The 26136-nt window shown below is 63.9% G+C and carries 24 protein-coding genes; 10 read left to right on the forward strand and 14 right to left on the reverse strand.

The window, feature by feature from the left end; all coding sequences use genetic code 11:
• The first annotated feature begins 344 nt into the window (after positions 1-344).
• Both rhtA and QMX96_RS12700 read left to right on the forward strand, forming a co-directional pair.
• Positions 345-1232 carry a threonine/homoserine exporter RhtA gene (gene rhtA / locus QMX96_RS12695; RefSeq protein WP_043859839.1) on the forward strand — a complete coding sequence of 296 codons (888 nt, stop codon included), beginning with the start codon at positions 345-347 and terminating at the stop codon, positions 1230-1232.
• A gap of 181 nt (positions 1233-1413) precedes the next feature.
• Positions 1414-1695 carry a hypothetical protein gene (locus QMX96_RS12700; protein ID WP_043859840.1) on the forward strand — a complete coding sequence of 94 codons (282 nt, stop codon included), beginning with the start codon at positions 1414-1416 and terminating at the stop codon, positions 1693-1695.
• A 43-nt stretch (positions 1696-1738) separates the two neighbouring features.
• On the opposite strand, the gene QMX96_RS12705 is transcribed toward QMX96_RS12700, so the two are convergent.
• The 4 genes from QMX96_RS12705 to QMX96_RS12720 all read right to left on the reverse strand — a co-directional run bounded on the left by QMX96_RS12705 (position 1739) and on the right by QMX96_RS12720 (position 7365).
• On the reverse strand, positions 1739-3547 hold the full coding sequence (locus QMX96_RS12705) for an aminopeptidase P family protein (protein WP_282361864.1): 1809 nt from the start codon (positions 3545-3547) through the stop codon (positions 1739-1741).
• 54 nt (positions 3548-3601) lie between these two features.
• Positions 3602-4762, reverse strand: a complete 1161-nt coding sequence (locus QMX96_RS12710; RefSeq protein WP_282361865.1) for an aminotransferase class V-fold PLP-dependent enzyme — start codon at positions 4760-4762, stop codon at positions 3602-3604.
• A gap of 105 nt (positions 4763-4867) precedes the next feature.
• Complete coding sequence (locus tag QMX96_RS12715) at positions 4868-6307, reverse strand: FAD/NAD(P)-binding protein (RefSeq protein ID WP_282361866.1); 1440 nt, start codon at positions 6305-6307, stop codon at positions 4868-4870.
• A gap of 77 nt (positions 6308-6384) precedes the next feature.
• Positions 6385-7365: a GlxA family transcriptional regulator gene (locus QMX96_RS12720; RefSeq protein ID WP_282361867.1), complete on the reverse strand. Its 981-nt coding sequence runs from the start codon at positions 7363-7365 to the stop codon at positions 6385-6387.
• A 104-nt stretch (positions 7366-7469) separates the two neighbouring features.
• Here QMX96_RS12720 and QMX96_RS12725 point away from each other — a divergent pair, with 104 nt between their 5' ends.
• Positions 7470-8027: a cysteine hydrolase family protein gene (locus tag QMX96_RS12725; protein ID WP_054915728.1), complete on the forward strand. Its 558-nt coding sequence runs from the start codon at positions 7470-7472 to the stop codon at positions 8025-8027.
• Between the two features lie 7 nt (positions 8028-8034).
• Here the strand turns inward: QMX96_RS12725 and QMX96_RS12730 are convergent, their stop codons facing one another.
• Positions 8035-8598 (reverse strand): XRE family transcriptional regulator, encoded by a 564-nt coding sequence (locus QMX96_RS12730; RefSeq protein WP_100634750.1) that lies wholly within the window; start codon positions 8596-8598, stop codon positions 8035-8037.
• Between the two features lie 84 nt (positions 8599-8682).
• Here QMX96_RS12730 and QMX96_RS12735 point away from each other — a divergent pair, with 84 nt between their 5' ends.
• From QMX96_RS12735 to QMX96_RS12765, 7 genes are all read left to right on the forward strand, one after another.
• Entirely contained in the window at positions 8683-9630 is a 948-nt protein-coding gene (locus QMX96_RS12735) for a DMT family transporter (protein WP_078480523.1), read from the forward strand.
• A 149-nt stretch (positions 9631-9779) separates the two neighbouring features.
• The gene (locus tag QMX96_RS12740) at positions 9780-12698 is read left to right on the forward strand and encodes a monovalent cation/H+ antiporter subunit A (protein ID WP_054915726.1); all 2919 of its coding nucleotides are present in this window, start codon (positions 9780-9782) and stop codon (positions 12696-12698) included.
• Positions 12698-13042: a Na+/H+ antiporter subunit C gene (locus QMX96_RS12745; protein ID WP_007986256.1), complete on the forward strand. Its 345-nt coding sequence runs from the start codon at positions 12698-12700 to the stop codon at positions 13040-13042. The genes QMX96_RS12740 and QMX96_RS12745 overlap by 1 nt, the downstream gene beginning before the upstream one ends.
• The gene (locus QMX96_RS12750; RefSeq protein WP_043860101.1) at positions 13039-14724 is read left to right on the forward strand and encodes a monovalent cation/H+ antiporter subunit D; all 1686 of its coding nucleotides are present in this window, start codon (positions 13039-13041) and stop codon (positions 14722-14724) included. The genes QMX96_RS12745 and QMX96_RS12750 overlap by 4 nt, the downstream gene beginning before the upstream one ends.
• On the forward strand, positions 14721-15209 hold the full coding sequence (locus QMX96_RS12755; RefSeq protein ID WP_043860102.1) for a Na+/H+ antiporter subunit E: 489 nt from the start codon (positions 14721-14723) through the stop codon (positions 15207-15209). Before QMX96_RS12750 ends, QMX96_RS12755 begins: the two co-directional genes overlap by 4 nt.
• On the forward strand, positions 15206-15484 hold the full coding sequence (locus tag QMX96_RS12760) for a K+/H+ antiporter subunit F (RefSeq protein WP_043860103.1): 279 nt from the start codon (positions 15206-15208) through the stop codon (positions 15482-15484). Before QMX96_RS12755 ends, QMX96_RS12760 begins: the two co-directional genes overlap by 4 nt.
• Positions 15481-15852 carry a Na+/H+ antiporter subunit G gene (locus tag QMX96_RS12765; RefSeq protein ID WP_043860104.1) on the forward strand — a complete coding sequence of 124 codons (372 nt, stop codon included), beginning with the start codon at positions 15481-15483 and terminating at the stop codon, positions 15850-15852. The genes QMX96_RS12760 and QMX96_RS12765 overlap by 4 nt, the downstream gene beginning before the upstream one ends.
• Positions 15853-15861: 9 nt before the next feature.
• On the opposite strand, the gene QMX96_RS12770 is transcribed toward QMX96_RS12765, so the two are convergent.
• The 9 genes from QMX96_RS12770 to QMX96_RS12810 form a co-directional block, all read right to left on the reverse strand.
• Positions 15862-16071 carry a hypothetical protein gene (locus QMX96_RS12770; RefSeq protein WP_235384112.1) on the reverse strand — a complete coding sequence of 70 codons (210 nt, stop codon included), beginning with the start codon at positions 16069-16071 and terminating at the stop codon, positions 15862-15864.
• Positions 16068-16535, reverse strand: a complete 468-nt coding sequence (locus tag QMX96_RS12775; protein WP_043860106.1) for a hypothetical protein — start codon at positions 16533-16535, stop codon at positions 16068-16070. Before QMX96_RS12775 ends, QMX96_RS12770 begins: the two co-directional genes overlap by 4 nt.
• A gap of 535 nt (positions 16536-17070) precedes the next feature.
• Positions 17071-17280: a hypothetical protein gene (locus QMX96_RS12780; protein ID WP_054915725.1), complete on the reverse strand. Its 210-nt coding sequence runs from the start codon at positions 17278-17280 to the stop codon at positions 17071-17073.
• Between the two features lie 117 nt (positions 17281-17397).
• Positions 17398-19005, reverse strand: coding sequence for a methyl-accepting chemotaxis protein (locus QMX96_RS12785; protein ID WP_043860108.1), 1608 nt, complete (start codon positions 19003-19005; stop codon positions 17398-17400).
• Between the two features lie 162 nt (positions 19006-19167).
• Positions 19168-19572 (reverse strand): TraR/DksA C4-type zinc finger protein, encoded by a 405-nt coding sequence (locus tag QMX96_RS12790; RefSeq protein WP_043860109.1) that lies wholly within the window; start codon positions 19570-19572, stop codon positions 19168-19170.
• Between the two features lie 250 nt (positions 19573-19822).
• Positions 19823-21505 (reverse strand): NahK/ErcS family hybrid sensor histidine kinase/response regulator, encoded by a 1683-nt coding sequence (locus QMX96_RS12795; RefSeq protein WP_282361870.1) that lies wholly within the window; start codon positions 21503-21505, stop codon positions 19823-19825.
• On the reverse strand, positions 21489-22652 hold the full coding sequence (ercA, locus tag QMX96_RS12800; protein ID WP_043860111.1) for an alcohol dehydrogenase-like regulatory protein ErcA: 1164 nt from the start codon (positions 22650-22652) through the stop codon (positions 21489-21491). The genes QMX96_RS12795 and ercA overlap by 17 nt, the downstream gene beginning before the upstream one ends.
• Before the next feature lie 122 nt (positions 22653-22774).
• On the reverse strand, positions 22775-22846 hold the full coding sequence (gene pqqA / locus QMX96_RS12805; protein WP_020289857.1) for a pyrroloquinoline quinone precursor peptide PqqA: 72 nt from the start codon (positions 22844-22846) through the stop codon (positions 22775-22777).
• 109 nt (positions 22847-22955) lie between these two features.
• On the reverse strand, positions 22956-24476 hold the full coding sequence (locus tag QMX96_RS12810) for an aldehyde dehydrogenase family protein (RefSeq protein ID WP_043860112.1): 1521 nt from the start codon (positions 24474-24476) through the stop codon (positions 22956-22958).
• Positions 24477-26136: the final 1660 nt, after the last annotated feature.

Here is a 26136-nt window from a genome sequence, read left to right on the forward strand (position 1 = left end):
TTTCACTTCAAACACTTGACTCGCTTCGATCTCTCGTAGCGGGAGGCGAATTCTACAGCGTTACAACCTGCTGTCAACCACCTTTTTCACCGCTGCCGATCTTTCGATCGAAGCACCTCCAGCCTGATCTTAAACGTCCAACTCATTGATATTCAAGGAGTTTTTCGTTTCGACTGCGCCGGAAGTGGGGCGAATTATAGAGAGATTAAATCGTGCGTCAAGGGCTAATTGGCGATATTCGATGAACAAAGAAAGTTGCGCACTATATTGCTCATCTTCGCCTCCTTGCGCATCATAGGCGCCAGGCCACACGCCTCTCTCTATATAAGGAAGCAACTCCAACAATGAACACCCACCCCCGCAGCCTGGCCTCCAGCCTCTTCCCCATTGGCCTGCTGCTAATTGCAATGGCATCCATCCAGTCCGGCGCCTCGCTGGCAAAAAGCATGTTCCCGCTGGTAGGTGCGCAAGGCACCACAACGCTGCGCCTGATTTTCGCCAGCCTCATCATGCTGGTGCTGCTGCGTCCCTGGCGCGCGCGCTTCACCTCCAGCACCCTCAAGTCGGTCATCATCTATGGCCTGGCATTGGGCGGCATGAACTTTCTCTTTTATATGTCCTTGCGCAGTGTCCCGCTGGGTATCGCCGTTGCCCTGGAGTTCACCGGCCCGCTGGCCGTGGCGTTGTACGCATCGCGTAGGGCCATGGATTTCGTATGGATCGGGCTGGCAGTGATCGGCCTGTTGCTGCTGATACCCATCGGGCAGACCGGGGCGGCCATCGACCTGGTAGGCGCCGGATACGCACTGGGCGCCGGCGTGTGCTGGGCGCTCTACATTCTGTATGGGCAGAAAGCCGGGGCCGAGCACGGCATTCAGACCGCCGCACTTGGCGTCATGGTTGCCGCACTGTTCGTTGCGCCGATCGGCATCGTTCATGCCGGCAGCGCCCTGCTCAACCCTGCCCTGCTACCCGTGGCGATTGGCGTGGCCATTCTGTCGACAGCATTACCGTACAGCCTGGAAATGGTGGCCCTGACACGCCTGCCCGCCCGAACCTTCGGCACACTGATGAGCATCGAACCGGCATTCGGCGCATTGTCGGGACTACTGTTTCTCAACGAAGTGTTGAGCATGGCGCAATGGCTGGCCATCGCCGCGATCATTACTGCCTCGGTGGGAGCCACGCTGTCCATGCGCAGGGAAAGCCCGCCACTGGTCCCAGCCGACTGATTTGAGAAATATTTCCATTTGAACCTGTTTTTGTCATTGTGTCGCCATGGCACCCTGTTTAAGCTGTAATTCAATGCACTGCTTGAAGTGTTAACTTAAGACAAGGACGCGAGAGGCAACAGGAAGAGGCGCAGGCAACCGTTTCGGGCTTGCAGACCCGACACTCTTTGTAAGGACAGGAATGAAACGAATTTTGCTCATCCTAGCCATTCTGGCCATTGCTGGCTGTGCGGCGAACGCCAAAACTGAGGTCAAACACGGCAAGAAGGGCATGCACATCAACTGCTCGGGCCTGTCGTCTTCATGGAACAAGTGCTACGCCAAGGCCGCCAGTTCCTGCGGCACCAAGGGCTACAAAGTCGTCGCCAAGTCTGGCGATGGCGAAGACGAGCCAGGGGACTACCCCTTCGGTCTCAACCCCGCCGGCTACACCAGCCGAAGCATGATCGTCATCTGCAAGTAACGAAAAAGGGCAACCCGCAGGTTGCCCTTTTTCATGTGCCCGATCAGACAGCTTCGGTTCTTTGTTCCAGCCAGTGCAGAGCAGCACCTGCCAGCAGTGGCGAAAGCCGTTCACGCACCGTGCGGTGGTAATTATTGAGCCATTCACGCTCTTCGCTGCCCAGTTGCTCAGGCAACAGGCATCGTGTGTCGATAGGGCACAAGGTCAGCGTTTCGAATTCAAGAAAGTCACCAAAACCACTCTTGCCCGAATCCCGGGTGAACACCAGGTTCTCGATGCGCACGCCCCACTGCCCAGGCCGATAGGTGCCCGGCTCGATGGAGGTGATCATACCGGCCTGCATGGCTGTGTGCGGCGCAGGCGAGGCCTGATAGGCAATCACCTGGGGACCTTCGTGCACGTTCATGAAGTAGCCGACGCCGTGGCCGGTGCCATGCCCGTAATCCACATGCTCGGCCCATAACGGTGCTCGGGCAATCGCATCGAGCAAAGGCGAGGCAATGCCCCGCGGAAAACGCGCCCTGGATAGCGCAATCATGCCCTTGAGCACCCGCGTGCAATCCAGCTTCTGTTCCAGGCTTGGCGTGCCGATGGGCACCATACGGGTAATGTCGGTGGTCCCTCCCAGGTACTGCCCACCTGAATCGATCAACAACAGCCCATCACCTTCGATGAGCGCATGCGAGGCGTCGGTGGCGCGGTAATGCGGCATGGCCCCATTGCTGTTGAAGGCGGCAATGGTGGCAAAGCTTGGGGACACATGACCGGGACGCCGAGCCCGGGCTGCGCCGAGCAAGGTGTCAACACTGACCTCGGTAAGGGTCGAATGCCCCAGTGCGGCTTCGAAGTCCGCGAAGAACTCGCACAACGCCGCACCATCCTGTTCCATCACCTGCCTGATATGAACGAGGTCCGCCTCGCTCTTTCTCGACTTGGACAGAACGCTTGGATTGATGCCTTCGAGCAGTTGCACCTGGGCACCGAGGTTGGCCAGCAACCCGCTGGTCACCCGTGCCGGATCTACCAGCAGGACACTGCCCGCCTCGATGCCTGCCAGCGCGCTGCCCACTGCTTCATACTCGCGCAGTTGCACCCCGTCAGACTCAAGTGCCTCGCGCACAGCGCTGTCGACCTTGCTCGATGCCACGAACAGAATGGCCTGATGCTGACCGATCAATGCGAAGGAAACGAATACCGGGTTGTATGAAACGTCGCTGCCACGCAGGTTGAACAGCCAAGCGATGTCATCCAGCGTCGCAATGAAATGCCAATCTGCGCCGCGCTCCTTGAGCGTTGTGCGCAGTTGCGCCAGCTTGTCGGCACGGCTGACACTCGCGTGCGGCGGCAGATGCTGGTAAACCGGGCTGCCTGGCAACGCAGGCCGCTCCAGCCACACCTGTGCCAGCAGGTCCCTGTCACTGAGCAGGCGCACATTGCGCACCCTGAGGCGATCCTGCAGCTGCCGCGCCGACGCCAGTTGCATCACCGCACCGTCTACTGCCACCGTGCCGCCTGCGGGCGCCTGCTCTGCCAGCCAGTCAAGGGCCCCCGGCTGACCCGGCATCAGCTTCATCAACGCGATGCCGCTACCCGCCAGCTCCTTTTCGGCCTGCTCCCAGTAACGACTGTCGGCCCACAGCCCGGCAAAATCGGCCGTCAGCACCAGCGTACCCACAGAGCCATGAAACCCGGACAGCCATTGGCGCCCCTGCCAGTAGCCTGGAAGGTATTCGGACAGGTGCGGGTCTGCCGAGGGCACCAGCAGTGCATCGACCCCTTCGCGGTTCATCACTGCACGCATGCGCGCCAGGCGCGCGGTTACTGCTTCCTGCATTCCAGGCTGACTGTTCATTATGTTGTGCCACCACCGCGACCAATGTTCTGGTGGACGATAATGAAGCAGCACTCAACCGTGGGCAACCGCCCAGAAAGGCACATTGTGTAACGCTGCGTGGATGGCACCGGCAGCGGCGTCGATATCCTCTTCGCGGGTATAGCGCCCCAGGCTCAGGCGCAACGTCTGCCGTGCCGCACGCTCGTCATGCCCAAGCGCCAGCAGCACATGCGAAGGCGCACTGCTGGCCGAATTGCAGGCCGACGTCGAGGAAAACGCCAGCGTACGGGCCAGCGCCTGCAGATCGATACCGTCACCGCCAAAGGTCAGGCTCAACGTATGAGGGATGCGCTGGACAGGGCTGCCGTTGAGCCCCAGGCCGGGAATATCGGCCAGTTGCTCCAGCAGCCGCTCACGCAACCGGTGCATACGGGCAACTTCCTGCTGCTGCACCTGCCCGGCCAGTGCGAAGGCAGCGCCCATGGCGGCAATCTGGTGAGTGGCCAGGGTGCCCGAGCGCAATCCGTTCTCGTGCCCGCCACCGTGAATCTGTGCCTGCAGCAGCGGCGCGGCGCGCTTGCCGACGTAGAGCGCACCGATCCCTTTGGGCCCATACACCTTGTGCGCCGAAAACGACATCAGGTCCACCGGCCAGCGTGACAGGTCGATAGGCACCTTGCCTGCCCCCTGGGCGGCATCCACATGCAGCAATGCGCCGTGGCGGCGCACCCGCTCGCCGATGGCCTGCACATCGTTCAGGGTGCCCAGTTCATTGTTGACCAGCATCAGCGATACCAGAAAGGTGTCGTCACGCAGCGCCGCCGATACCGCCTGTTCAGTGATCAACCCCTGGGCATCGGGGCCCAGCCACGTCACCTCGATGCCTGCCAGCTCGAGCTGTCGGGCAGTATCGAGCACGGCCTTGTGCTCGATGCGGCTGGTGATGACATGCCCACCTGTGCGGCCCTGAGCCAGCCCTTTGAGGGCCAGGTTGTTGGATTCGGTGGCACCCGACGTCCAGATGATCTCGTCGGCCCGCGCACCTACCAGGCCGGCGACCTGGGCCCGTGCCTGCTCGACCGCCAGGCGTGCCTGCTGACCATACCGATGGGAGCTGGAAGCCGGATTGCCAAAACGCCCGGAGACCCCCAGACACTCCACCATTACCTGAATGACTCGCTCGTCGACGGGTGTCGTGGCGGCGTAGTCGAAATACAGCGGGAGTGTGGTCATGGCCAGGCGCTTCCTGAATGCGTGGAGTAGTCGTGCATCTATAGTGCACGAACACGCATAGAACCATTAATTATCAATTTTCATATTTATATAACAAAAATATCATTACGGTGATGACTCAGGCTCCCGCGTCAGACGAGCAGCCAATCCCTTGGCCTGCAACGCCACATCGGTGACGGCAGTACTTTCCCACCACAGGCCACGCAGCGGCGGGCCCATCGCAAACAGGCGCGTACTGACCGCGCCATCGGCATCGATCACTGCGCCCTGCGGGTCGGCATCAATTCCAAGGGCCAGCGGCCCTGGCCGGATCAGCCTGCGCTGCAACAACGCTTGCGGCAGCGGGCGTGCCACGCGCCGCCAGTCATACTCGATACCGGTGGAGTTGACCAGCGCGGCACCCTCGACCCGCGTCGCCTGGGCCTCGCCGCGAAACCGCAGGCGCACCCCCACCCCGGCTCCGGTAGCCGGTTCGACCCTCTGCAGGGAGGCCGCATGAATATGCAGGCGCCCCTCCTGGCGCAACCGCTCCAGCAGCGCTGCACCCTGGGGCGGCGAACGGTGATGATGGCTTTCCCACCAGGGCCGCACATGGCGCACGAACTGGCGGCGTTCGCGGTCACTGGCCTGGCTCCACAGCCTGGGGATATGCACCCGCACCGTGTCCAGCGGGGCCTGCCAGTCGATGCCCTGGGCCAACGCCAGCCTGCATTGCCGGCGCAGCGCACGCAGCAACTGGCGCGGGCTGCGCAGCGAAGGGTCCGCCTCGAGAAAATCCTCCCAGGGCGGTGGCTGACGGCGCTCGTGGGGCCACAACCCGTGGCGCGAGAACACCTCGACAGGCCCACGATGCCCGGCCAGTTGCAACGACACCAGGGTGTCGACCATGGTCAGCCCGGAACCGATGATCAACACTGTGCCTTGCGGGTCGATCGTGCGCATGGCGGCCACGTCCCAGGGGTCGATGGCTGCGGCGTTGAGGCTGTTCTCACCCACCTGCGCCGTGCGCGCCGCGGCAAACATGCCGGTAGCCAGCACCGCCTGGCGCGCCTGCACCCGGCGCCCATCCTGCAATTGCGCCTGAACCCTGTCATCGTGCACCTGCAGGTCAACCACCTCGGTACACACATGCTCCAGCGTGGAGCCGGCCTTGGCGCCGACACGCTCGGCCTCTGCCAGACGCTGGCGGGCATAGCGACCGAACAGACCTCGCGGCGGGAACAATTCGGCCACCGGCACGCCCTGCTCGGCGGATTCGGGCCAATGCCCGGCATCGATCTGCTGTTGCAGCCAGTGGGTCAGGTCATCGGGATTGTCCGGATCGACGCTCATGCGCGCCGCATTGCCATTGAGGGTATGACCGTTTTCGGTAGCGCTGTAGGCTTCGCCACGCCCCAGCTCCCCACGCGGCTCGACCACCAGCAGGCGCCGGCGTCCGGGGCGACACAGCAATTGCGCCGCCAACAAGGCGCCGCTCAGGCCACCCCCGATGATCAGTACATCCGCCATGTCGTCGCAGGCAGGTGCCGGTTGTTGTTCGTGCATCGGTATCTCCTTTCCCGGGAGACCGGATAATAAGCAGCAATCCACCGCAAGGGCAGCGGTGCGGTACCAAAGGAGGATCAGCCCGCAGGCCCGACCACGTGCTTGCGGTACTCGCCTGGCGCAAGCCCTGTGACCTTGTGGAAGACCTTGCGAAACGCACCAGGGTCCTGGTAGCCAACACCCCAGGCGATCTGGTCGATGCTGCGGTTGGTGAACTCGAGCATCCGGCAAGCGCGCCCTACCCTCACCTGCTGACAGTACTCGGTGGGTTTGAGGCCGGTGGCGCTGCGAAAACGCCGCAGGAAGGTGCGCTGCTCGAGCCCTGCGCAGTCGGCCATCAAGGCTAGGTTGACCTCCCGCGCCCCCGTGCTCTGCAGCCAGTGCTGCACCTTGAGCACCGCTTCGTCGCCATGGTCCAGGCGCGGGCTGAACACGCTGCCCGGCCCAGGCATGGCATGCACTGGCGCCACCGCGAGAAATCGCGCCGTCTCAGCCGCCAGGGTCTGCCCCTGGAAGCGCTCGACCAGCTTGAGCCCCAACTCGGTCCAGGCCATCAATCCGGCCGAGGTAATGATGTCGCCATCTTCCAGCAACGGCAGGTTGGCCTCGACCTTGATCAGGGGAAAGCGCTCGGCCAGCGATTGGGCAAAATTCCAGTGAGTAGTGGCGGAGCGACCGTCGAGCAGGCCGCTGGCGGCAATGAAGAACACCCCGACACACACCGACACCAGCAGCGCGCCTTCGCGGTGCCACTGACGCAGGTCGTTGCAGAAACGTTCGATCAGTTCGGGGCCCGGCTCCTCGGTCAGGCTGGGCGGGATGATCATCACTCGCGGGCGGTGATGCGCCTGCGGGTGACTGTCGAAGCTCACCGCCAGCGGCTGTCCCGGCACCTCGGCCCAGTGGCACACCCGCAGCAGCGGGCTGCGTCGCGCCCCGAGGTCCGCGGCCATGCGGTTGGCCACCGCGAACAGGTCGGTCAGGCCATGCACTGCCGCCATCTGGGCACCTGGGTAAACCAGAATACCGATCTCGACCTGATCGCCGATTGCATCCATTGTCAGTTTTTCCCGCCAATTTGTCGGTCGCGCCAATGCGCAAGCCTGTCGCACAAGCCTATAACTATCAGCACGTCACAACCATTCTCCTGAAGGACTGCACCATGAGCAAACAGGCACTGATCATCGTCGACATCCAGAACGACTACTTCCCCGGCGGCAAATGGACGCTGCACGGCGCCGATGCGGCCGCCGACAACGCCGCACGGATCATCCAGGCTGCCCGCGAAAACGGCGACCTGGTGGTCCATGTACGTCATGAGTTCGAGTCCGCCGATGCACCTTTCTTCACTCCGGGCTCCGAAGGCGCGCAGATTCATCCGAAAGCAGCCGCTCGCGAGGGCGAGCCGGTGGTGCTCAAGCACAACGTCAACAGCTTTCTGGGCACCGACCTCAAGGCCCTGCTCGACCAGCACAAGATTACCGGCCTGACCCTGGTCGGCAGCATGAGCCACATGTGCATCGATGCCGCCGCCCGGGCCGCCTCGGACATGGGCTATGGCACCACGGTGGTGCACGATGCCTGCGCCACCCGCGACCTGGAATTCAACGGCGTGGTCGTACCGGCGGCCCAGGCCCACGCGGCGTACATGGCATCGCTGGCCTTCGCCTACGCGCAGGTGGTCTCCACCCAGGAGTGGCTTGACGCCAATCGGCGCTGACAGGCCTTCAGATCACCACGTTGCGCACGAAGCGCGTCGCCACGTCGCCATCGTTGCGGTAGGCATGCATGCGGTTGCTGGCGAAGCTGTAGAAATCGCCAGCCGCCAGCACATGTTCCTGCGCTTCTATCACCAGGGTCAGGCGCCCCTCGAACACATAGATCTGTTCGCTCCAGCCGTCGAAATCGGCCTCGGCCGGGTACACCTCGCCCGGCTCCAGGCGCCACTCCCACAACTCCACCTCGCGGCTGGCCCTGGAACTGGCCAGCAACACGGCCTTGCTGCCGGGGTGCACACCGGCCCAGGCCAGTTCGTTGATGCGATCAGGGTCACGGCTGTCAGGTGCCTGGATCAGGTCGCTGAACGCCACCGACAAGGCCTCGGCGATCAGGTCGAGGGTGGTCAGGCTGACATTCTTTTCACCCGCTTCTATTGCCACCAGCATGCGTCGGCTGACACCGGATTTTTCTGCAAGGGCGCTCTGGCTCAGCTCTGCCGCATGGCGCAGGCGCCGGATATTCTGGCTCACGTGCTGAAGCACGGAGGCCCGCTGACTGGAATCTTTGTGCACTATATTGCTCACTCACATGGCTTGCGCAGTATACTGCCCACCTTCCGACGCATTGTGCGTCGCTCGCCCCACGTGTGCAAGCCCATGACCTCGCCGACCACTGCCCGATCCCTCTTCCTTTCATTGCGCCTGAGCAAGGCCGAACTGGTGCTGGTGTTCATCACCATGCTCTGGGGCGCCACTTTTCTGCTGGTGCATAACGTGATGACCGTCAGCGGCCCGATGTTCTTCGTCGGCCTGCGCTTTGCAGCGGCGGCGCTGTTTGTCGGAGCGTTCAGTGCGCGTGCGCTGTCCGGCCTGACCTGGTTCGAAGTCAAGGCCGGCGTGCTGATCGGCGCCTCGATCATGCTGGGCTACGGCCTGCAGACCGTGGGCCTGCAAACCATCACCAGTAGCCAGTCGGCATTCATCACCGCCTTGTACGTACCTTTTGTACCGCTGCTGCAGTGGCTGGTGCTGGGCCGGCGCCCGGGGCTGATGCCGAGCCTGGGCATTGGCCTGGCGTTCGCCGGACTGATGCTGGTGGCCGGCCCCAGTGGCAGCTCGCTGCAGTTCAGCCCCGGCGAAATCGCCACGCTGATCGGCGCCGTGGCGATCGCAGCCGAGATCATTCTGATCAGCAACTATGCCGGCAAGGTCGACGTGCGCCGCGTGACCGTGGTGCAACTGGCTACCGCGTCGGCGCTGTCGTTCATGATGGTGGTGCCCACCCGGGAAGCCCTGCCGGACTTTTCCTGGCTGCTGCTGGGCAGTGCCGTCGGCCTGGGCGCCATGAGTGCGGTGATCCAGGTGGCAATGAACTGGGCCCAGCAATCAGTCTCGCCCACCCGGGCTACGCTGATCTACGCTGCAGAGCCGGTATGGGCCGGTATCGTCGGCCGCCTGGCGGGCGAGCGTCTGCCGGGCATCGCACTGCTCGGCGGGCTACTGATCGTGATCGCGGTGGTGGTCAGCGAACTGAAGATCAAACGCCGTGGCGAGCCCCTCGGCGCCAGCGATGACGATCAACAGGTGCAACAAACGGACCGGTAATCTGCAATAGCGGCACAATTCTTGTAAAAAACTGTTATAAAAAAACGCGTTGATGAGGCGCAAAAGTAGGATTCTGCGACAGCTTGCGTGTTGGTGATCGACGGGGCGCCACGTATGATCCCTTACAAACCTCTGCAGATTAGAAATCTATGTCCTTGATAGTTCTACTGCTTCTGCCGTTTGTTGGCAGCTGTCTGGCGGCTGTACTGCCGCACAACGCGCGTAACAGCGAATCACTTCTGGCCGGCCTTGTCGCGCTGGTCGGTACCGTGCAGGTCGCACTCCTGTACCCGCAAATTGCCGATGGCGGCGTCATCCGTGAAGAATTTCTGTGGCTGCCGAGCCTGGGCTTCAATCTCGTGCTGCGCATGGACGGGTTCGCCTGGCTGTTCTCGCTGCTGGTGCTGGGCATCGGCACCCTGGTGTCGCTGTATGCGCGCTACTACATGTCACCCCAGGACCCGGTTCCGCGTTTCTTCGCGTTTTTCCTGGCGTTCATGGGTGCCATGCTGGGCCTGGTGATCTCTGGCAACCTGATCCAGATGGTGTTCTTCTGGGAACTGACCAGCCTGTTCTCGTTCCTGCTGATCGGTTACTGGCACCACCGTGCCGATGCACGGCGCGGCGCCTATATGGCGCTAATGGTCACCGGGGCCGGTGGCTTGTGCCTGCTGGCGGGGGTACTGCTGCTCGGCCATGTGGTGGGCAGCTATGACCTGGACAAGGTCCTGGCCGCCGGTGACCTGATTCGCAGTCATGCCCTCTACCCCATTCTGCTTCCCCTTATCCTGCTCGGCGCCCTGACCAAGAGCGCTCAATTCCCCTTCCACTTCTGGCTTCCCCACGCCATGGCCGCGCCCACGCCGGTCTCGGCCTATCTGCACTCGGCCACCATGGTCAAGGCCGGGGTGTTCCTGCTGGCCCGGCTATGGCCGTCGCTGGCCGGCAGCGAAGAATGGTTCTGGATCGTCAGCGGCGCAGGGGCCTGCACCCTGCTGCTGGGCGCCTATGCGGCCATGTTCCAGAACGACCTCAAGGGCCTGCTGGCCTACTCGACCATCAGCCACCTGGGCCTGATCACCCTGCTGCTGGGCCTGAACAGCCCGCTGGCAGCGGTAGCGGCGGTGTTCCACATTCTCAACCATGCCACCTTCAAGGCCTCGCTGTTCATGGCCGCCGGCATCATCGACCATGAAAGCGGCACCCGCGATATCCGCAAGCTCAGCGGGCTGTTCCGGCTGATCCCGTTCACCGCCACCCTGGCCATGGTCGCCAGTGCCTCGATGGCCGGCGTACCCTTGATGAACGGCTTTCTGTCCAAGGAAATGTTCTTCGCCGAAACCGTGTTCATCAGTTCCACGGCCTGGGTCGAAACCACCTTGCCGATCATCGCGACCCTGGCGGGCACCTTCAGCGTCGCCTATGCGCTGCGCTTCACCGTCGACGTGTTTTTCGGCCCGCCGGCCACCGACCTGCCCCATACCCCCCACGAGCCGCCCCGCTGGATGCGCGCGCCGGTCGAGTTGCTGGTGCTGACCTGCCTGGTGGTGGGTATCTTCCCTGCGCAGTCGGTGGGCCCGCTGCTGGCCGCTGCCGCACTGCCGGTGGTGGGTGGCACGCTGCCCGAGTACAGCCTGGCCATCTGGCACGGCTGGAATGCACCACTGATCATGAGCCTAATCGCCATGTGCGGCGGCGTGGTGCTCTACCTGGTGCTGCGCAATCAGCTCAAGCGCGGGCGCTTCCTCTACCCGCCGCTGATCGAGCTGTTCAATGGCAAGCGCCTCTTCGAACACGGCCAGGTGCTGCTGATGCGTGTGGCGCGCCGCTTCGAGCGCCTGTTCACCACCCGCCGCCTGCAGAAGCAGCTGTTCATGCTGGTGCTCATCGCCCTGCTCGCCGGCGTGCTGCCCATGCTGCAAACCGGGTTGAGCTGGGGCGACCGGCCCAAGATCCCGGGCTCAGGTGTATTCGTGATGCTCTGGCTGATCGCGATCATCTGCGCCATCGGCGCTGCGTGGCAGGCCAAGTACCACCGGCTGGCGGCCCTGACCATGGTCAGCGTCTGCGGCCTGATGACCTGCATCACCTTCGTCTGGTTCTCGGCGCCGGACCTGGCACTCACCCAACTGGTGGTCGAAGTGGTCACCACGGTGCTGATCCTGCTGGGCCTGCGCTGGCTGCCACGGCGTATCGAAGACATCTCGCCCCTGCCCGGCAGCAAGGAGCGCGCTGTGGCACGCCGCCTGCGCGACCTGCTGCTGGCGGTGCTGGTCGGCGGTGGCATGGCCTTGCTGTCGTACGCAATGCTGACCCGCCCGACACCCAACGTGATTTCTTCCTTCTACCTGAGCCGGGCGCTGCCCGAGGGTGGCGGCACCAACGTGGTCAACGTGATGCTGGTTGACTTCCGCGGCTTCGATACCCTGGGTGAAATCACCGTACTGGTGGCTGTGGCACTGAGCGTGTTTGCCCTGCTGCGCCGCTTCCGCCCGCCCAAGGAGAGCATCCAGCTGCCTGCCCAGCAGCGCCTGCTGGCGCCGGACGTGGTCACCGACCTGGTCAACCCCCGTCAGGCCGCCGATACCGCGCTGGGCTTCATGATGGTGCCCGCCGCCCTGGTGCGATTGCTGCTGCCGATCGCGCTGGTGATCTCGATGTACCTGTTCATGCGCGGCCACAACCAGCCCGGTGGCGGCTTCGTCGCCGGCCTGGTGATGTCGGTGGCGTTCATCCTGCAGTACATGGTCGCCGGCACCCAGTGGGTGGAAGCCCAGATGAGCCTGCGTCCGCTGCGCTGGATGGGCACCGGCCTGCTGCTGGCAACCCTCACCGGGGCCGGGGCGATGCTGCTCGGCTACCCGTTCCTGACCACGCATACCGCGCACCTTGACCTGCCGATACTGGGCGACATCCATGTCGCCAGCGCCCTGTTCTTCGACACGGGCATCTTTACCGTGGTGGTCGGGTCCACGCTGCTGATCCTCACCGCACTGGCCCACCAGTCGGTGCGCAGCCACCGGCCGAGCAGCCAGCCCAAACCCACCGTCAACCCGGGAGCCGCCTGATGGAAGAAGTGATTGCAATTGCCATCGGTGTGCTCGCCGCGTCAGGCGTGTGGCTGATCCTGCGCCCACGGACCTTCCAGGTGGTGATGGGCCTGTGCCTGCTGTCGTACGGCGTCAACCTGTTCATCTTCAGCATGGGCAGCCTGTTCATCGGCAAGGAGCCGATCATCAAGGACGGCGTACCCCAGGACCTGCTCCATTACACCGACCCGTTGCCCCAGGCACTGGTACTGACGGCCATCGTCATCAGCTTCGCCATGACCGCCTTGTTCCTGGTGGTGCTGCTGGCTTCGCGCGGGCTGACCGGCACCGACCACGTGGATGGCCGGGAGCCTAAAGAATGAGTGTGATGAACCAACTGATCGTCGCGCCCATTCTGCTGCCGCTGCTAACCGCCGCACTGATGCTGCTGCTGGGCGAAAAGCGCCGGCCGCTCAAGGCCCGCATCAACCTGATCTCCAGCCTGGCCGGGCTGGGTATTTCGATCTGCCTGCTGTTGTGGGTGCAGGAGCAGGGCCAGGCCAGCTCGATCGGCGTGTACCTGCCGGGCAACTGGCAGGCACCTTTCGGCATCGTGCTGGTACTCGACCGCCTTTCGGCACTGATGCTGGTACTCACCGGCATCGTCGGGGTCAGCGCGCTGGTGTTCGCCACCGCGCGCTGGGACCGCGCAGGCGCCAGCTTCCACGCCCTGTTCCAGATCCAGCTGATGGGCCTGTACGGCGCCTTCCTGACGGCCGACCTGTTCAACCTGTTCGTGTTCTTCGAAGTGCTGCTGGCCGCCTCCTACGGCCTGATCCTGCATGGCTCGGGTCGTGCGCGGGTCAAGGCCGGCCTGCACTACATTGCCATCAACCTGCTCGCTTCCTCGCTGTTCCTGGTGGGGGCGGCGATGCTCTACGGGGTCACCGGTACCCTGAACATGGCTGACCTGGCCCTGAAGATTCCGCTGGTGCCCGAGGCCGACCGCGGCCTGCTGCATGCCGGCGCGGCGATTCTGGCCACGGCCTTTCTGGCCAAGGCGGGTATCTGGCCGCTCAACTTCTGGCTGGTCCCGGCCTACTCGTCGGCCAGCGCCCCGGTTGCCGCACTGTTCGCGATCATGACCAAGGTGGGCACCTATACCGTGCTGCGCCTGTGGACCTTGCTGTTCTCCGGTCAGGCCGGCGCTTCGGCGTTCTTCGGCGGCGAGTGGCTGGTCATCGGTGGCCTGGCCACCCTGGGCTGCGCGGCGCTGTCGATCCTGGCGGCGCAACGCCTGGAGCGCATGGCCAGCCTGAGCATCCTGGTCTCGGCCGGCACCTTGCTGGCCGCCATCGGCTTCGGCCAGGCGGCGCTGACCGCCGCCGCACTGTTCTACCTGGTGAGCTCCACCCTGGCCTTGTGCGCGCTGTTCCTGCTGGCCGAGCTGATCGAGCGCTCGCGCTCGGCCAACGAGATCCCGCTGGAAGACGACACCGATGCGCTGCCCTCGCCCCTGGAATCGCTGCAGCCGCCCAAGGGCATCAACCTGGACGATGAACAGAAGGCGGTGATCGGCCAGGTGATTCCCTGGACCATGGCATTCCTGGGCCTGAGCTTCATCGCCTGCGCGCTGCTGATCATCGGCATGCCGCCGCTGTCCGGCTTCATCGGCAAGCTGAGCCTGATCAGCGCCCTGTTCAACCCCAACGGCCTGGGCGTGCCGGTCGACCAGCCGCTGTCTGCAGCCGGCTGGGGCCTGGTGGCCTTGCTGGTGCTCTCGGGTCTGGCATCGCTGATCGCCTTGACCCGTGTCGGCATCCAGCGCTTCTGGACCCCGCAGGAGCGCCCCTCGCCGTTGCTACGGCGCAATGAGTGCATTCCCATCGTGCTGCTGCTGGGGCTGTGCGTGCTGCTGAGCGTGCGCGCCGAACCACTGCTGCGCTACACCCAGGACACGGCGGCCGGGCTCAAGGACCCTGCCAGCTACGTCAATGCGGTACTCGGCACGCGACCGGTGCCCGGCCCCACCAGCGAGGCGATTGCCGGGCAGGTGCAGCCATGAAGCGCCTGTTTCCCGCGCCACTGCTGTCGCTTTCGCTCTGGGGGTTGTGGTTGCTGCTCAACCTCTCGCTGAGTGCCGGCAACCTGCTGCTTGGCGCACTGCTGGCAATCCTGGCACCCATCCTGATGGCGCCGCTGCGTCCGCTACCGGTGCGCATACGCAAGCCGGGCACCATCGTGCGGCTGATTCTGCGAGTGGGGGGCGATGTGGTGATGTCCAACCTGCAGGTTGCCCGTAGCGTATGGCAGGCCGGTGGCCGGCCGCCACGCTCGCGCTTCATCCGTATTCCGCTGGACCTGCGCGATGCCCATGGCCTGGCGGCGCTGTCGATGATCACCACGGTCATTCCCGGCACCATCTGGTCGGAGCTGGCGCTGGACCGCAGCATCCTGCTGCTGCATGTCTTCGATCTGGACGATGAAACGCAGTTCATCGACCACTTCAAGCACACCTACGAACGTCCGCTGATGGAGATTTTCGAATGACTGGCCTGCTCGCCAACGCCATTCTCGCCAGCCTGTTCATCTTTGCCCTGGCCATGGCCCTGACCCTGGTGCGCCTGTTCAAAGGCCCTTCGGCGCAGGACCGGGTACTGGCGCTGGACTACCTGTACATTCTGGCCATGCTGATGATGCTGGTGCTGGGTATCCGCTACGCCAGCGACACCTACTTCGAAGGTGCGCTGCTGATAGCCCTGTTCGGCTTTGTCGGCTCGTTTGCCCTGGCCAAATTCCTGCTGCGTGGCGAGGTGATCGAATGAACTCGACCGTCGAATTGCCGTTCTGGCTTGAAGTGGTCACGGCTGTGCTGCTGGTCGTCAGCAGCCTGTTCGCCCTGAGCGGCGCGGTAGGCCTGCTGCGCCTGAAGACCTTCTTCCAGCGCATGCACCCGCCCGCCCTGGCGTCGACCTTCGGCACCTGGTGCGTGGCCATGGCTTCGATCCTGTACTTTTCGGGCCTCAAGCACTCGCCCGTACTGCACGCCTGGCTGATCCCGATCCTGCTGTCGATCACCGTGCCGGTGACCACCCTGCTGCTGGCGCGGGCCGGGTTGTTTCGCAAGCGCATGGCCGGGGATGACGTACCCGAAGAGGTCAGCAGTGGCCGCGGGCGCGATACCGGGCACTGACACCTGGCCCTATCGAGCTGCCAACACCTGCAGCTCGCGGCGCACCATTGCCGCATATTCCGGCGGGCTCAGCTGGTACAGCTGCCCTGCCACCCAGTTCAACCAGGCGCCCTGCAGCACCGCGCGTTGTGCCAGCCACTCCAGGGCCTGGGCCTGGGCGCGGGCCTGATGCTCGGCGTGGAAGCGCGCACGCCCCGACGCCGCAGCGGTACTGCTCACTCGCTGGCCTTGAAGGTCAGTTCGCCCTTGCGCCATTTGGCGGCCTTGGCCGTGGCAGCCTTCAGGGTCTTGGTCAGGCCTTCCTTGATCTGCTCGTGGGCAGCAAACACCATCACCACGGTCTGCCCCTCGCGGAACACGATGCCATGCCCTTCGGGCACGGTCACGAACGCATAATCGCCCAGTTCGTAGACGGTCAGCTTGATGTCGCGAAAGCGGATCTCCAACTTGCCACCTTCGCGGCTGGGCAATACCGCCGCCCGAAAGTGATCGCCCACTTTCAGTTCAAGCCGCTGTTTGTCATCGACCACCAGGGCCTCTTCGGTATCGATCTCGGCAAGGTAGATACCTTCGGCACTTTGTTCGGTCACGTAGACGAAGCGCGATTGAAACTGTTTGACCAACTTGGCCCGCAGGTCGCCCAACACGAAGAGGGCGTGCATATCCAGATTACTGACTGCCAATGATTAATTCCTCAAAACCAGCATCACCCCGCCACCTCGCAGGCGGCACTGCGCCGCGAAGGTCCCGGTTTTCAATTTGAAGTCTGAAAGACTAGTGGATCAGTGCCAGGGTTGTTCGTACGCACAGACACCAGGCTGCGAAGGAAAACACGTCGTGCCCTGCCAGTTGATAACCGGCGGCTACAAACAGCCATTTCCCAAAGTGCAACCGATTTCTCTGACAGCGTGCTCGCTGAAAAAATGCGATAGCTGAAAGAAAGATCCCAGAACGAAGGACCTCTGGACGAACATGTTCACTGCACAGGGAAGCGAATATGCACGAAAACACCGAAACACGTCGAGTGGGCAATACACTTGAAGTATCAAAAAATATCGGGAGCGCATCCGGCAAAACCCGGCCGCGCTACATTGTAGTGCCGGCTGGCGTCGGTTTTTTCCATATCACGGAGTCTGCCACGGGCCGGGTGAAAGGCTTTCGCCGACATCACGGGGAGGCCTGCGACCTGGCAAGGACCCTCGAGGCCAGGCCCCGCGCCTACCCGGCCTGACAGGCGTCCAGCCCCTGCCCATCGAACTGTGCCAGCCAGGCGGCGCGACAGGCGTGTGCCTCGTCACGGCTGGCGAACGCGGTGCCTCTGCGCTCACCGTTGACCAGCACCACCCAGCACACGCGCATGCCCACCGAACGCAGCGAAATGGGAACGCCACTGCCGATCATCACCGCCACATCGACCTTGCACTGCATGATTCCCTCCGGAATTTAATTAGCAGCCTAACGATGAGGCGATGATAAACCCCTGCCCCTTGCGGGAAAAAGCTATCCCCGGCATAGCTGTTTTGCATCAAGTGCAACAAATCCGGCTCAGGAAATCACGCTGTGCTGGGGTCGATAGCCCAGGCGCAAGCCACCCCAGTGGCGCCCCTGTACCTGGATCGGCACCGACAGGTCATGCATCAGCTCGCCCGTGTCACGGGTATAGGTCTGCAGCAGCACCGGTTGCTGATGGCTGCCGCAACGGATACCGGTGCGGTCGTCGAACTTGCGCTTGCTGCGGTTGTGCGCGGTATCGGTCGCCTCGTCACCGGTCAGTGGCTGGCTGAAGGCGTTGTTGTGGGTCGGCACATAGCCCTGCTGGGTACAGGCAATGGCGAACACCAGGCCTTCATGCTGGGCCAGCAGCGGCTCCTGGATCGCGGGCAGTACCTGGTCGGTGTAGTCGTCGAAACGCGTGCGGTAACGGGCCGGGCGGGTACCGGGCAGCAGCTGATACTGGCGATCGAACAGAGCATCGACGCTGATGCGCCCCTGGGCGATGTCGGCCTCGAAGCGTTCGGCAATTTTCTGGGCCCCCTGGCGGGCAAGGTCGTATACGCGCTGGTGGTAGTCATCCAGCCCCACCTCGGCCAGACGCTCGCTGATACGCTCGGCCTGACCTTCCATCTGCACGGCTGCCTGGGCCAGGCGCTGGGTCTGCTGGTCGCTCACCACCAGGTCGCTGCGCATCTGCGCCACGGCCTGGAACAGGCTGTCGAGCTGAGTACGGTTGGTCTCGGTACCGGCAGCGATCGCATCGATCTGCTGCTCGACGCCAGCGGCGAGCCCGGCGATGGCGTCCAGTTGCTCGCCGGTGTGCTCGACCTGGTCCACCCCCTGGTGCAGGTCATCGGACAACTCACGGATCTGCTCCACCACCTGGGCGGTACGCTGCTGGATATCGGCCACCATCAGGCCGACCTCCTCGGTGGCACTGGCGGTACGTCCGGCCAGGCCACGCACCTCATCGGCCACCACGGCAAAGCCACGACCGTGTTCGCCGGCGCGCGCGGCCTCGATGGCCGCGTTCAATGCAAGCAGGTTGGTCTGGCTGGCAATGGTCTGGATCACCAGGGTAACCCGGGCGATGTCTTCGCTGCGCTGGTGCAGCGCCTCGATCAGTTCGCGGCTGTCGTTGGCACGGGCGCTGAGCTGGTGCATGCGCTGGATCGACTCGGCCAGCACCGTTCTGCCGGCAGCACTGCTGTGGTGGGCCTCGCGGGCCGCGCCCAGGGCCTGCTGGCTGAGCTGCGAAGTGGCTTTCTCGGTACCGATCATGACTTCGGCACTGCTGACGATCTGCGCCGCCGACACCAGTTGCGATTGCAGCTTGTCGGCCAGTTGCTGCACCGCATGGGCAACGCCAGCGGCAGACAGCGCGTTGTGGCTGGTGGCCTGGGCCAGGTCACGGGTCAGGTCGCCCAGCGGGTCCTGCTCGCTCACCACCTCGGCCGGCCGCTTGCGCATCAACGGCAGCCACAGGGCCAGCAAGGCCAGTGGCAGACACAGGTAGAAGGACACATCGGCAAACGCCATGGCACTGAGCAACACCACCAGCACCAGGCTTTGCAGCGCCGTGCCCGACCAGCGCCGGGCGCCAGTGGACGTACCTTGCAGCGGCACCAGCGTGCCAGGCAGAGATCCTTCTCGCATCATAACAATGGTTCCCGCAGTGTCGTTATTGTGCCCCCATTAAACGCCACTACAAGGCCATTATCCATGCTTCGTTGGATGTAAGACCCTCCTGCTTGATGCAAGGCAAAGAAACGCAAAAGCCCCGGGCTGTGAACCCGGGGCTTGCTGGTACGACAGCGGGCGTCAGGCCTGACGCTGGTGCTTGTCGAGCTGCTCGTGGCGCTCTTGCGCCTCGATGCAGTACTTGGTGGTGGGGCTGATCAGCAGGCGCTTGAGGCCGATCGGCTCGCCGCTGTCTTCACACCAGCCGAAGCTGTCGTCCTTGATGCGGCCCAGGGCAATTTCCAGCTGGGGCAGCAGGCGCTGGTCGCGGTCGATGGTGTTGACCAGCCAGTGACGCTCTTCTTCGACCGAGGCGGCGTCGGCAGGATCAGCAGGGGTGTCCAGGCTTTCGATGGCTACACGACTTTTCTCGATGCGCTCATGGATCTCCACTTTCATCGACTGCAACAGCTCGGTGAAAAAGGCATGCTGCTCAGCGTTCATGTAGTCATCGGCCGGCATGGCCAGCAACTTTTCCTTTGTCATTGATTTCTCTATAAAAAATACGTGCATTTAGGCGATCGGGTGCTACCGGCGAACAGCTCGCCGGCGGCGCAATTCTTCAAGCACCATCCGGCACTCAATTTACAGGGGGCGGCAGTCTAAGGCCGAGTTTCGCAAGGGGCAATACAAATGAAGGTGGTTTTGTCCGAAATGCCCCTCGAACGAGCGTCAACGCTCCCCTGAGGGCGGCCTTTATAGCAAAAAAACTCGTCCGCGGGGGTAGTCTCGCTGTTTATCGCACGCCCGCCTCGCCCAGCAACTGGCTCAGCACCGCACGCAGCTTGCCCGGCTTGACCGGCTTGTTGAGCAATGGCGCCCCCAGGCGCTGCATCGCACGGCGGCTCTGGTCGCTGCGATCGGCGGTGATCATCACGGCGGGTATGGTCACCGCGAAATGCTCACGCAGGTCGCGCACCACTTCGCAGCCGGTCACCCCGTGGTCCAGGTGAAAGTCCGCCAGCACCAGTTCCGGCGCGCGCCCCTGCAACACCTGAAATGCCGTCTCGCGGTCGGTCGCGGTCAGCACCTCGCACCCCCACTGGGCCAGCAGGGCGGCCATGCGCGGCAGGATGCTCAGTGCGTGGGCCAGCACCAGCAGGCGGCGCCCCGGCAGCGGGGCGCCGACTCTCGGCAGCGGTGCTGGCGCCAGCACCGGCGGGCAACGACGTTCGGTGGAGAGCGGCACATCGATGCTGAACACCGAACCGCGCCCCGGCCAGGAGCGTACCCGTACCGGGTAATCGAGGATCCGCGCAATGCGCTCGACGATCGCCAGGCCCAGGCCCACCCCCTTGCGATCGGCGGCGCGGCCCACATCGAGCTGGTTGAATTCGAGAAAGATCGATTGCAGGCGCTGCGCAGCAATGCCGCGCCCGGTATCCCAGACCTCCAGGCGCAGGCAGTCGCCACGCCGCCGCGCCCCCAGCAGGATGCGCCCCTGTTCGGTATAGCGGCAGGCGTTGCTGAGGAAGTTGCGCAGGATCCGCGTCAGCAGCCGCACATCGGTGCGGATCACCTGGCGACCGCTGCGCAAACGCAGGCCCAGGCCCTCGGCAGCCGCCACCGGCTGGAACTCCGAGGCCAGCGGCGCCAGCACATCGTCCAGCAGGTACAGGTCAAGGTCAGGCTTGATTGCCGCCTGGTCGAGCCGGGAAATATCCAGCAGATCGCTCAACAGGTCTTCGGCACCTTCCAGCGCCTGGTGCGCGCGCTCCACCAGCAATTGCTCGGCCGGCGGCAACTGGCGCTCGCGCAGGGTCGAAATCAACAGGCGTGCAGCATTGAGCGGTTGCAGCAGGTCGTGGCTGGCGGCGGCCAGGTACTTGTCCTTGCTGCGGTTGGCGGCCTGGGCCGCATCGCGTGCCTCCATCAGCTGGCGGGTACGCTCGGCCACGCGCTGCTCCAGCTCGTCGTTGAGTTGCTGCAGACGCTCCTGCGCCAGCTTGCGCTCGGTGATGTCGGCGACGAACCCCTCGACCACGCCCTCCTCGTCCGGGCGCAGCAACAGGTTCATCAGCACATCGATGCTGCTGCCGTCCTTGCGTCGCAGCTGGGTTTCGTAACCCAGCAGGGCCTGCTCGCGCTGCAGCACCTGGGCAATGTCCTGCAACTCGGCCTGGCCGCCCACGAACAGGTGGCTGGCCAGGTCACGCCGGGAAAACAGCACCGCCTGGGGGTCGGCATACCCCAGCATGCGCGCCAGCGCCGGGTTGGCGGCGCGCAGGCCATCGTCGAGGCTGGCCTGGAAGATGCCGTGCACCGCATGCTCGAACAGCCACGAATAGCGCTTGCGCTCGGTTTCCAGCTCGTCCAGGCGCGCCGCCAGTTCCGGGTAGTGGCTTTTGCGAACAGTGTGGTTGCTCAGCCCCAGCAGCCCGGCCAGCGCATTCGCGCCAGGCTCAGAGGGCCTCGCCATACACCACCTCGACATCACGCTGGCTCGAGGTCCGCGGGTTGGTGAGTATGCACGGGTCGTCCATCGCATGCTGCGACAGGAACGGAATGTCGCTGCTGCCCACCCCGTGCAAGGCCAGGGTTTCGTGAAAGCCCACGGCGTGCTTGAGCGCGATCAGGTGCTCGACCAGGCGCTGGCGGACCTGATTGTGGTTCAGCCCGCGGCAATCGATACCCAGGGTCTGCGCGATCAACTTGAAGCGATCGGGGGCGGCGCTGTAGTTGAAGGCCACCACATGCTCGACCAGCACCGCATTGCACAGACCGTGGGGCAGGTCGAGAAACCCGCCCAGGCTGTGGGACATGGCGTGCACCGCCCCGAGGATGGCATTGGAGAAGGCCAGCCCGGCCTGCATGCTGCCGAGCATGATCTTCTCGCGCAGGGCGATGTCCTGCGGGTTGGCGATCATCTGCACCAGGTTGCCGTTGATCAGGCGCATTGCCTCCAGGGCATGGGGGTCGGTCAGCGGTCCATGACCGGTGGACACGAACGCCTCGATGGCATGCACCAGCGCGTCGATGCCGGTACAGGCCGAGAGGAACGGGTCCATGCTCAGGGTGGTTTCAGGGTCGATCAGCGACACATCGGGTACCACCGCCTTGCTGACGATGGAGAACTTCATGCGTTCCTGCTGGTTGGAGATGATCACGAACTGCGACACGTCGGCCGAGGTGCCGGCGGTGGTCGGGATCAGGATCAGCGGCGGGCTCGGCACTCGGATGGTGTCGACCCCTTCGAACTCCAGGATGTGCCGGCCGTGGGCCGCCACGATGCCGATGCCCTTGGCGCAGTCCATCGGGCTGCCGCCGCCAACGGCCACGATCACGTCGCACTGTTCGCTGCGATAGCGCTCGGCGCCGGCCATGACCTCTTCGACCCGCGGGTTGGGCGACACGTCGCTGTACAGGCAGTAATCGATGCCCTGCGCCTGCAGGCTGGCCTCGATGTCGCCGACCCAGCCGGCGGCGATCACGCCAGGGTCACTGACCAGCAGTACCTTGCGCGCGCCGAAGGTCCTGGCGTAATTGGCCACATGGTGCCGACAGCCGGCACCGAAGATGATTTCCGGAGAGACGAATTTACGCAACTGGCTCAGGTTCGGGCTCATGCGACGCCTTCTTGTTCTTTTAAGGTAGCGCCAGCCTAAAGCATCAGGAGGGTTTTGCAATCAGACGATAGGGGGGATGCACAAGGCAGCGCCGGTGCCTTGGGGCACCGGCGCAAGAGGGATCAACGGCTGGCGAAGTACATGGTCACTTCAAAGCCGATACGCAGATCAGTGAACGCGGGTTTTTTCCACATAGGTCCATCCTCTTCTGGCACCACAGGATTGCGGTGCGTCTATTAATACACCGTTGCCGGCGCAGGTCGAATGCTACTTTGGAACAGATTTTCCCACAGCCATCGGGCGTCAGAAGAAGCCCAGCGGATTGATGTCGTAGCTCACCAGCAGGTTCTTGGTCTGCTGGTAGTGGTCGAGCATCATCTTGTGGGTTTCACGACCCACGCCGGACTTCTTGTACCCGCCGAACGCGGCGTGCGCCGGGTACAGGTGGTAGCAGTTGGTCCACACGCGCCCGGCCTTGATGCCACGGCCCATGCGGTAGGCACGGTTGATGTCGCGGGTCCACAGCCCGGCGCCCAGGCCGAACTCGGTGTCGTTGGCGATTGCCAGGGCCTCGGCCTCGTCCTTGAAGGTGGTCACGCCCACCACCGGGCCGAAGATCTCTTCCTGGAACACGCGCATCTTGTTGTGGCCCTTGAGCAGGGTCGGCTGGATGTAGTAGCCGGTCGACAGGTCGCCGGCCAGGCGCTCGCTGGCGCCACCGGTCAGTACCTGCGCGCCCTCTTCGCGGGCGATGTCCAGGTACGAGAGGATCTTGTCGTACTGCTGCTCGGACGCCTGGGCACCAACCATGGTTTCGGTGTCCAGCGGGTTGCCACGCTTGATCTGGGCGATCTTCTTCATCACCACGGCCATGAACGGCTCGTAGATCGATTCCTGTATCACCGCACGCGATGGGCAGGTGCACACTTCGCCCTGGTTGAAGAACGCCAGCACCAGACCTTCGGCGGCTTTCTCGATGAAACTCGGCTCGGCCTGCATGATGTCTTCGAAGAAGATGTTCGGCGACTTGCCGCCCAGTTCCACGGTGCTGGGGATGATGTTCTCGGCAGCGCACTTCATGATGTGCGAGCCCACCGGGGTGGAACCGGTGAAGGCGATCTTGGCGATGCGCTTGCTGGTGGCCAGCGCTTCACCGGCCTCGCGCCCGAAGCCCTGCACGATGTTGAGCACGCCCGGCGGCAGCAGGTCGCCCACCAGCTCGGCGAACACGGTGATCGACAGTGGGGTCTGTTCAGCCGGCTTGAGCACCACGCAGTTGCCGGCGGCCAGGGCCGGGGCGAGCTTCCAGGCGGCCATCAGCAGCGGGAAGTTCCATGGAATGATCTGCCCGACCACGCCCAGCGGTTCATGGAAGTGGTAGGCGGCGGTATTTTCGTTGATCTCGGCTGCGCTGCCTTCCTGGGCACGGATGCAGCCGGCGAAGTAACGGAAATGATCGGCGGCCAGCGGCACGTCGGCATTCAGGGTTTCGCGAATGGCCTTGCCGTTGTCCCAGGTTTCGGCAATGGCCAGCACTTCGAGGTTCTGCTCGATACGGTCGGCAATCTTGAGCAGGATGCGCGAGCGGTCCTGCACGCTGGTACGGCCCCAGGCATCGGCAGCGGCGTGGGCGGCGTCCAGGGCGCGCTCGACGTCTTCGGCGCTGGAACGTGGAAATTCGGCGATGACCTGGGCGTTCACCGGCGAGCTGTTGGTGAAGTACTGGCCGTTCAGCGGGGCAACGAACTCGCCGCCGATGTAGTTGCCGTAACGCGGTTTGAAGTTGACAAGGGCGCCTTCGGTGCCGGGAGCTGCATAGATCATGTTCGGGCCTCTGTTGATCCGGGCCTGTCATGACGACAGGCGGTGTACGGATCTTAGGCAGCCCGGGGCGGCTGACGAATCGCCCTTTGGCAGAGGACAACTCGTCATTTGGTAGTAGGCGCGGGCGCCGCTCCAGGTCCAGGAACAGCGCCCGGGCCGAGCGGCTGTCGATCTGGCTGCGGTAGATCTGGATCACGCGCTCATTGTCGGCGTCTGCCGGCAACTGGTACTGCCCCCCCTCGAACCGCTGTGCGGCGGTTTTCAGATGCGCCGCGGTGTACAGCCCAGGCTCTGCGTCCAGGGTCGCGTAATGAAAGTGCGCCACCCACAGCAACTGCCCCGCCTTGTCGTGGATTTCGTACTCCTGAAGGAAATCCTGGGCATGACCCTTGCGTTTTCGCGTGGGCTTGCGCGGCTGGAGCCTGTGCAGGCTGACCTCGCCCTGGGCCTTGAGGTAGGCCACCCGACTGACCGTCGGCAACTGTGCCAGGGTCATCTGCACGCGCAGACGCCGCCCTTCATCACGCAGGTGCTTGGCCTGCTCGAGCAGGGCCTTGGCTTGCAGCGCCGCATCCTGGCCGGCAGCAGACCGGTCGGTGTCGTTGCCGGCAGTCAATGCCTGTTCGATCTGCCGGGCCAGCTCGTCAAGCGGGCGCGCCTGGTGCGTCAGGATTTCTTCCATCTCCACCGGAAGCATGGCGGTCCTGGCCTGGGCAACGGCGCGCCTGAGCTGCTGCGCCGAGTCGTTCAGCAACCGCGTGGAGCGCTCCAGCAAGCCCGGCAACTGTGCCTGGGTGGCGCGCGCAGGTGCTGGGCGGGGGCGCTCCACCGGCTGCCAGATACCGGCCTCGGCGGTTTCCTCGTAGCGGGCCAGCTCGCGCTGTTCCACCGGGTCGATCACCACCACCACGTCGCTGTCGGCCCCGGCCAGCCGACGCTGCTGGCCCACCACCACGCCGCGGTTGCGGGTGCGTATCAACGTGCGCGAGCGGCTGCCTGAGGCCGGTGGCGCCGAAGGTTGGCGTGGCAGGTCGCGAATCAGCCCGGCCAGTCGCTTCTGGGCAGCATCATGCAGGGCCTGCAGCACCTGCTGGTACTCCTCCACCTGTGCCGCCCCCTGCAAAACCGCGCTGGAGGCCTTGTAAAGCTGGGTGCCCTGCAGTGCACTGGCATAGTGGCGCACACTGCTGTCGAGCATCTGCACCCGTTCCTGATCGGTGAACGCCCCGCCCATCTCGAGCTCCAGTTGCAAGCCCAATCGGGCAGACAACACCGTCTCGTAGATACCCTCGCCTCCGGCGTGCCCGCGGTCTGCCTGCAGCACCAACACCCCCAGCATGTTGATCTGGGACGAACGCCAGGCCTGGACTGACAGCTCTTCACCGCGCATCGCCTCGATCCTGCTTGCCTGGGCCGGGCCGCCGGGCAGGATCTGGCGCAGTTGCCCGGTCAGGCGATCGAGGGCCTGATAGCAGTCGATGATCTGCTCGGTCAGGGTCTTGGCCCCTTCGAGCAGCACCACCAGTTGCCGATAGGTGGGCGAAGTGCCTTCCAGCACCAGTTCGCGCAGACGGTCCTGACCCTGGCCGCCGCGAAGGTTGTTTATGCCGTCCTTGTTATGCATGAACAGGCTTCGCAAGGCGTACAGCAACTGCACGGT

The sequence above is a fragment of the Pseudomonas sp. PS01300 genome, from assembly GCF_029960155.1.
GTDB classification, from domain to species: domain Bacteria; phylum Pseudomonadota; class Gammaproteobacteria; order Pseudomonadales; family Pseudomonadaceae; genus Aquipseudomonas; species Aquipseudomonas palmensis.

What these genes read in the sequence shown, in the direction of transcription:
- QMX96_RS12810 (WP_043860112.1), bottom strand. Translation starts at nt 24,476, where the DNA reads ATGATCTATGCAGCTCCCGGCACCGAAGGCGCCCTTGTCAACTTCAAA.
- QMX96_RS12705 (WP_282361864.1), bottom strand. Translation starts at nt 3,547, where the DNA reads ATGAACAGTCAGCCTGGAATGCAGGAAGCAGTAACCGCGCGCCTGGCG.
- QMX96_RS12785 (WP_043860108.1), bottom strand. Translation starts at nt 19,005, where the DNA reads ATGATGCGAGAAGGATCTCTGCCTGGCACGCTGGTGCCGCTGCAAGGT.
- QMX96_RS12790 (WP_043860109.1), bottom strand. Translation starts at nt 19,572, where the DNA reads ATGACAAAGGAAAAGTTGCTGGCCATGCCGGCCGATGACTACATGAAC.
- QMX96_RS12795 (WP_282361870.1), bottom strand. Translation starts at nt 21,505, where the DNA reads ATGGCGAGGCCCTCTGAGCCTGGCGCGAATGCGCTGGCCGGGCTGCTG.
- QMX96_RS12755 (WP_043860102.1), top strand. Translation starts at nt 14,721, where the DNA reads ATGAAGCGCCTGTTTCCCGCGCCACTGCTGTCGCTTTCGCTCTGGGGG.
- QMX96_RS12780 (WP_054915725.1), bottom strand. Translation starts at nt 17,280, where the DNA reads ATGCAGTGCAAGGTCGATGTGGCGGTGATGATCGGCAGTGGCGTTCCC.
- QMX96_RS12710 (WP_282361865.1), bottom strand. Translation starts at nt 4,762, where the DNA reads ATGACCACACTCCCGCTGTATTTCGACTACGCCGCCACGACACCCGTC.
- QMX96_RS12720 (WP_282361867.1), bottom strand. Translation starts at nt 7,365, where the DNA reads ATGGATGCAATCGGCGATCAGGTCGAGATCGGTATTCTGGTTTACCCA.
- QMX96_RS12750 (WP_043860101.1), top strand. Translation starts at nt 13,039, where the DNA reads ATGAGTGTGATGAACCAACTGATCGTCGCGCCCATTCTGCTGCCGCTG.
- rhtA (WP_043859839.1), top strand. Translation starts at nt 345, where the DNA reads ATGAACACCCACCCCCGCAGCCTGGCCTCCAGCCTCTTCCCCATTGGC.
- QMX96_RS12715 (WP_282361866.1), bottom strand. Translation starts at nt 6,307, where the DNA reads ATGCACGAACAACAACCGGCACCTGCCTGCGACGACATGGCGGATGTA.
- QMX96_RS12765 (WP_043860104.1), top strand. Translation starts at nt 15,481, where the DNA reads ATGAACTCGACCGTCGAATTGCCGTTCTGGCTTGAAGTGGTCACGGCT.
- QMX96_RS12700 (WP_043859840.1), top strand. Translation starts at nt 1,414, where the DNA reads ATGAAACGAATTTTGCTCATCCTAGCCATTCTGGCCATTGCTGGCTGT.
- QMX96_RS12735 (WP_078480523.1), top strand. Translation starts at nt 8,683, where the DNA reads ATGACCTCGCCGACCACTGCCCGATCCCTCTTCCTTTCATTGCGCCTG.
- QMX96_RS12745 (WP_007986256.1), top strand. Translation starts at nt 12,698, where the DNA reads ATGGAAGAAGTGATTGCAATTGCCATCGGTGTGCTCGCCGCGTCAGGC.
- QMX96_RS12740 (WP_054915726.1), top strand. Translation starts at nt 9,780, where the DNA reads ATGTCCTTGATAGTTCTACTGCTTCTGCCGTTTGTTGGCAGCTGTCTG.
- QMX96_RS12725 (WP_054915728.1), top strand. Translation starts at nt 7,470, where the DNA reads ATGAGCAAACAGGCACTGATCATCGTCGACATCCAGAACGACTACTTC.
- ercA (WP_043860111.1), bottom strand. Translation starts at nt 22,652, where the DNA reads ATGAGCCCGAACCTGAGCCAGTTGCGTAAATTCGTCTCTCCGGAAATC.
- QMX96_RS12760 (WP_043860103.1), top strand. Translation starts at nt 15,206, where the DNA reads ATGACTGGCCTGCTCGCCAACGCCATTCTCGCCAGCCTGTTCATCTTT.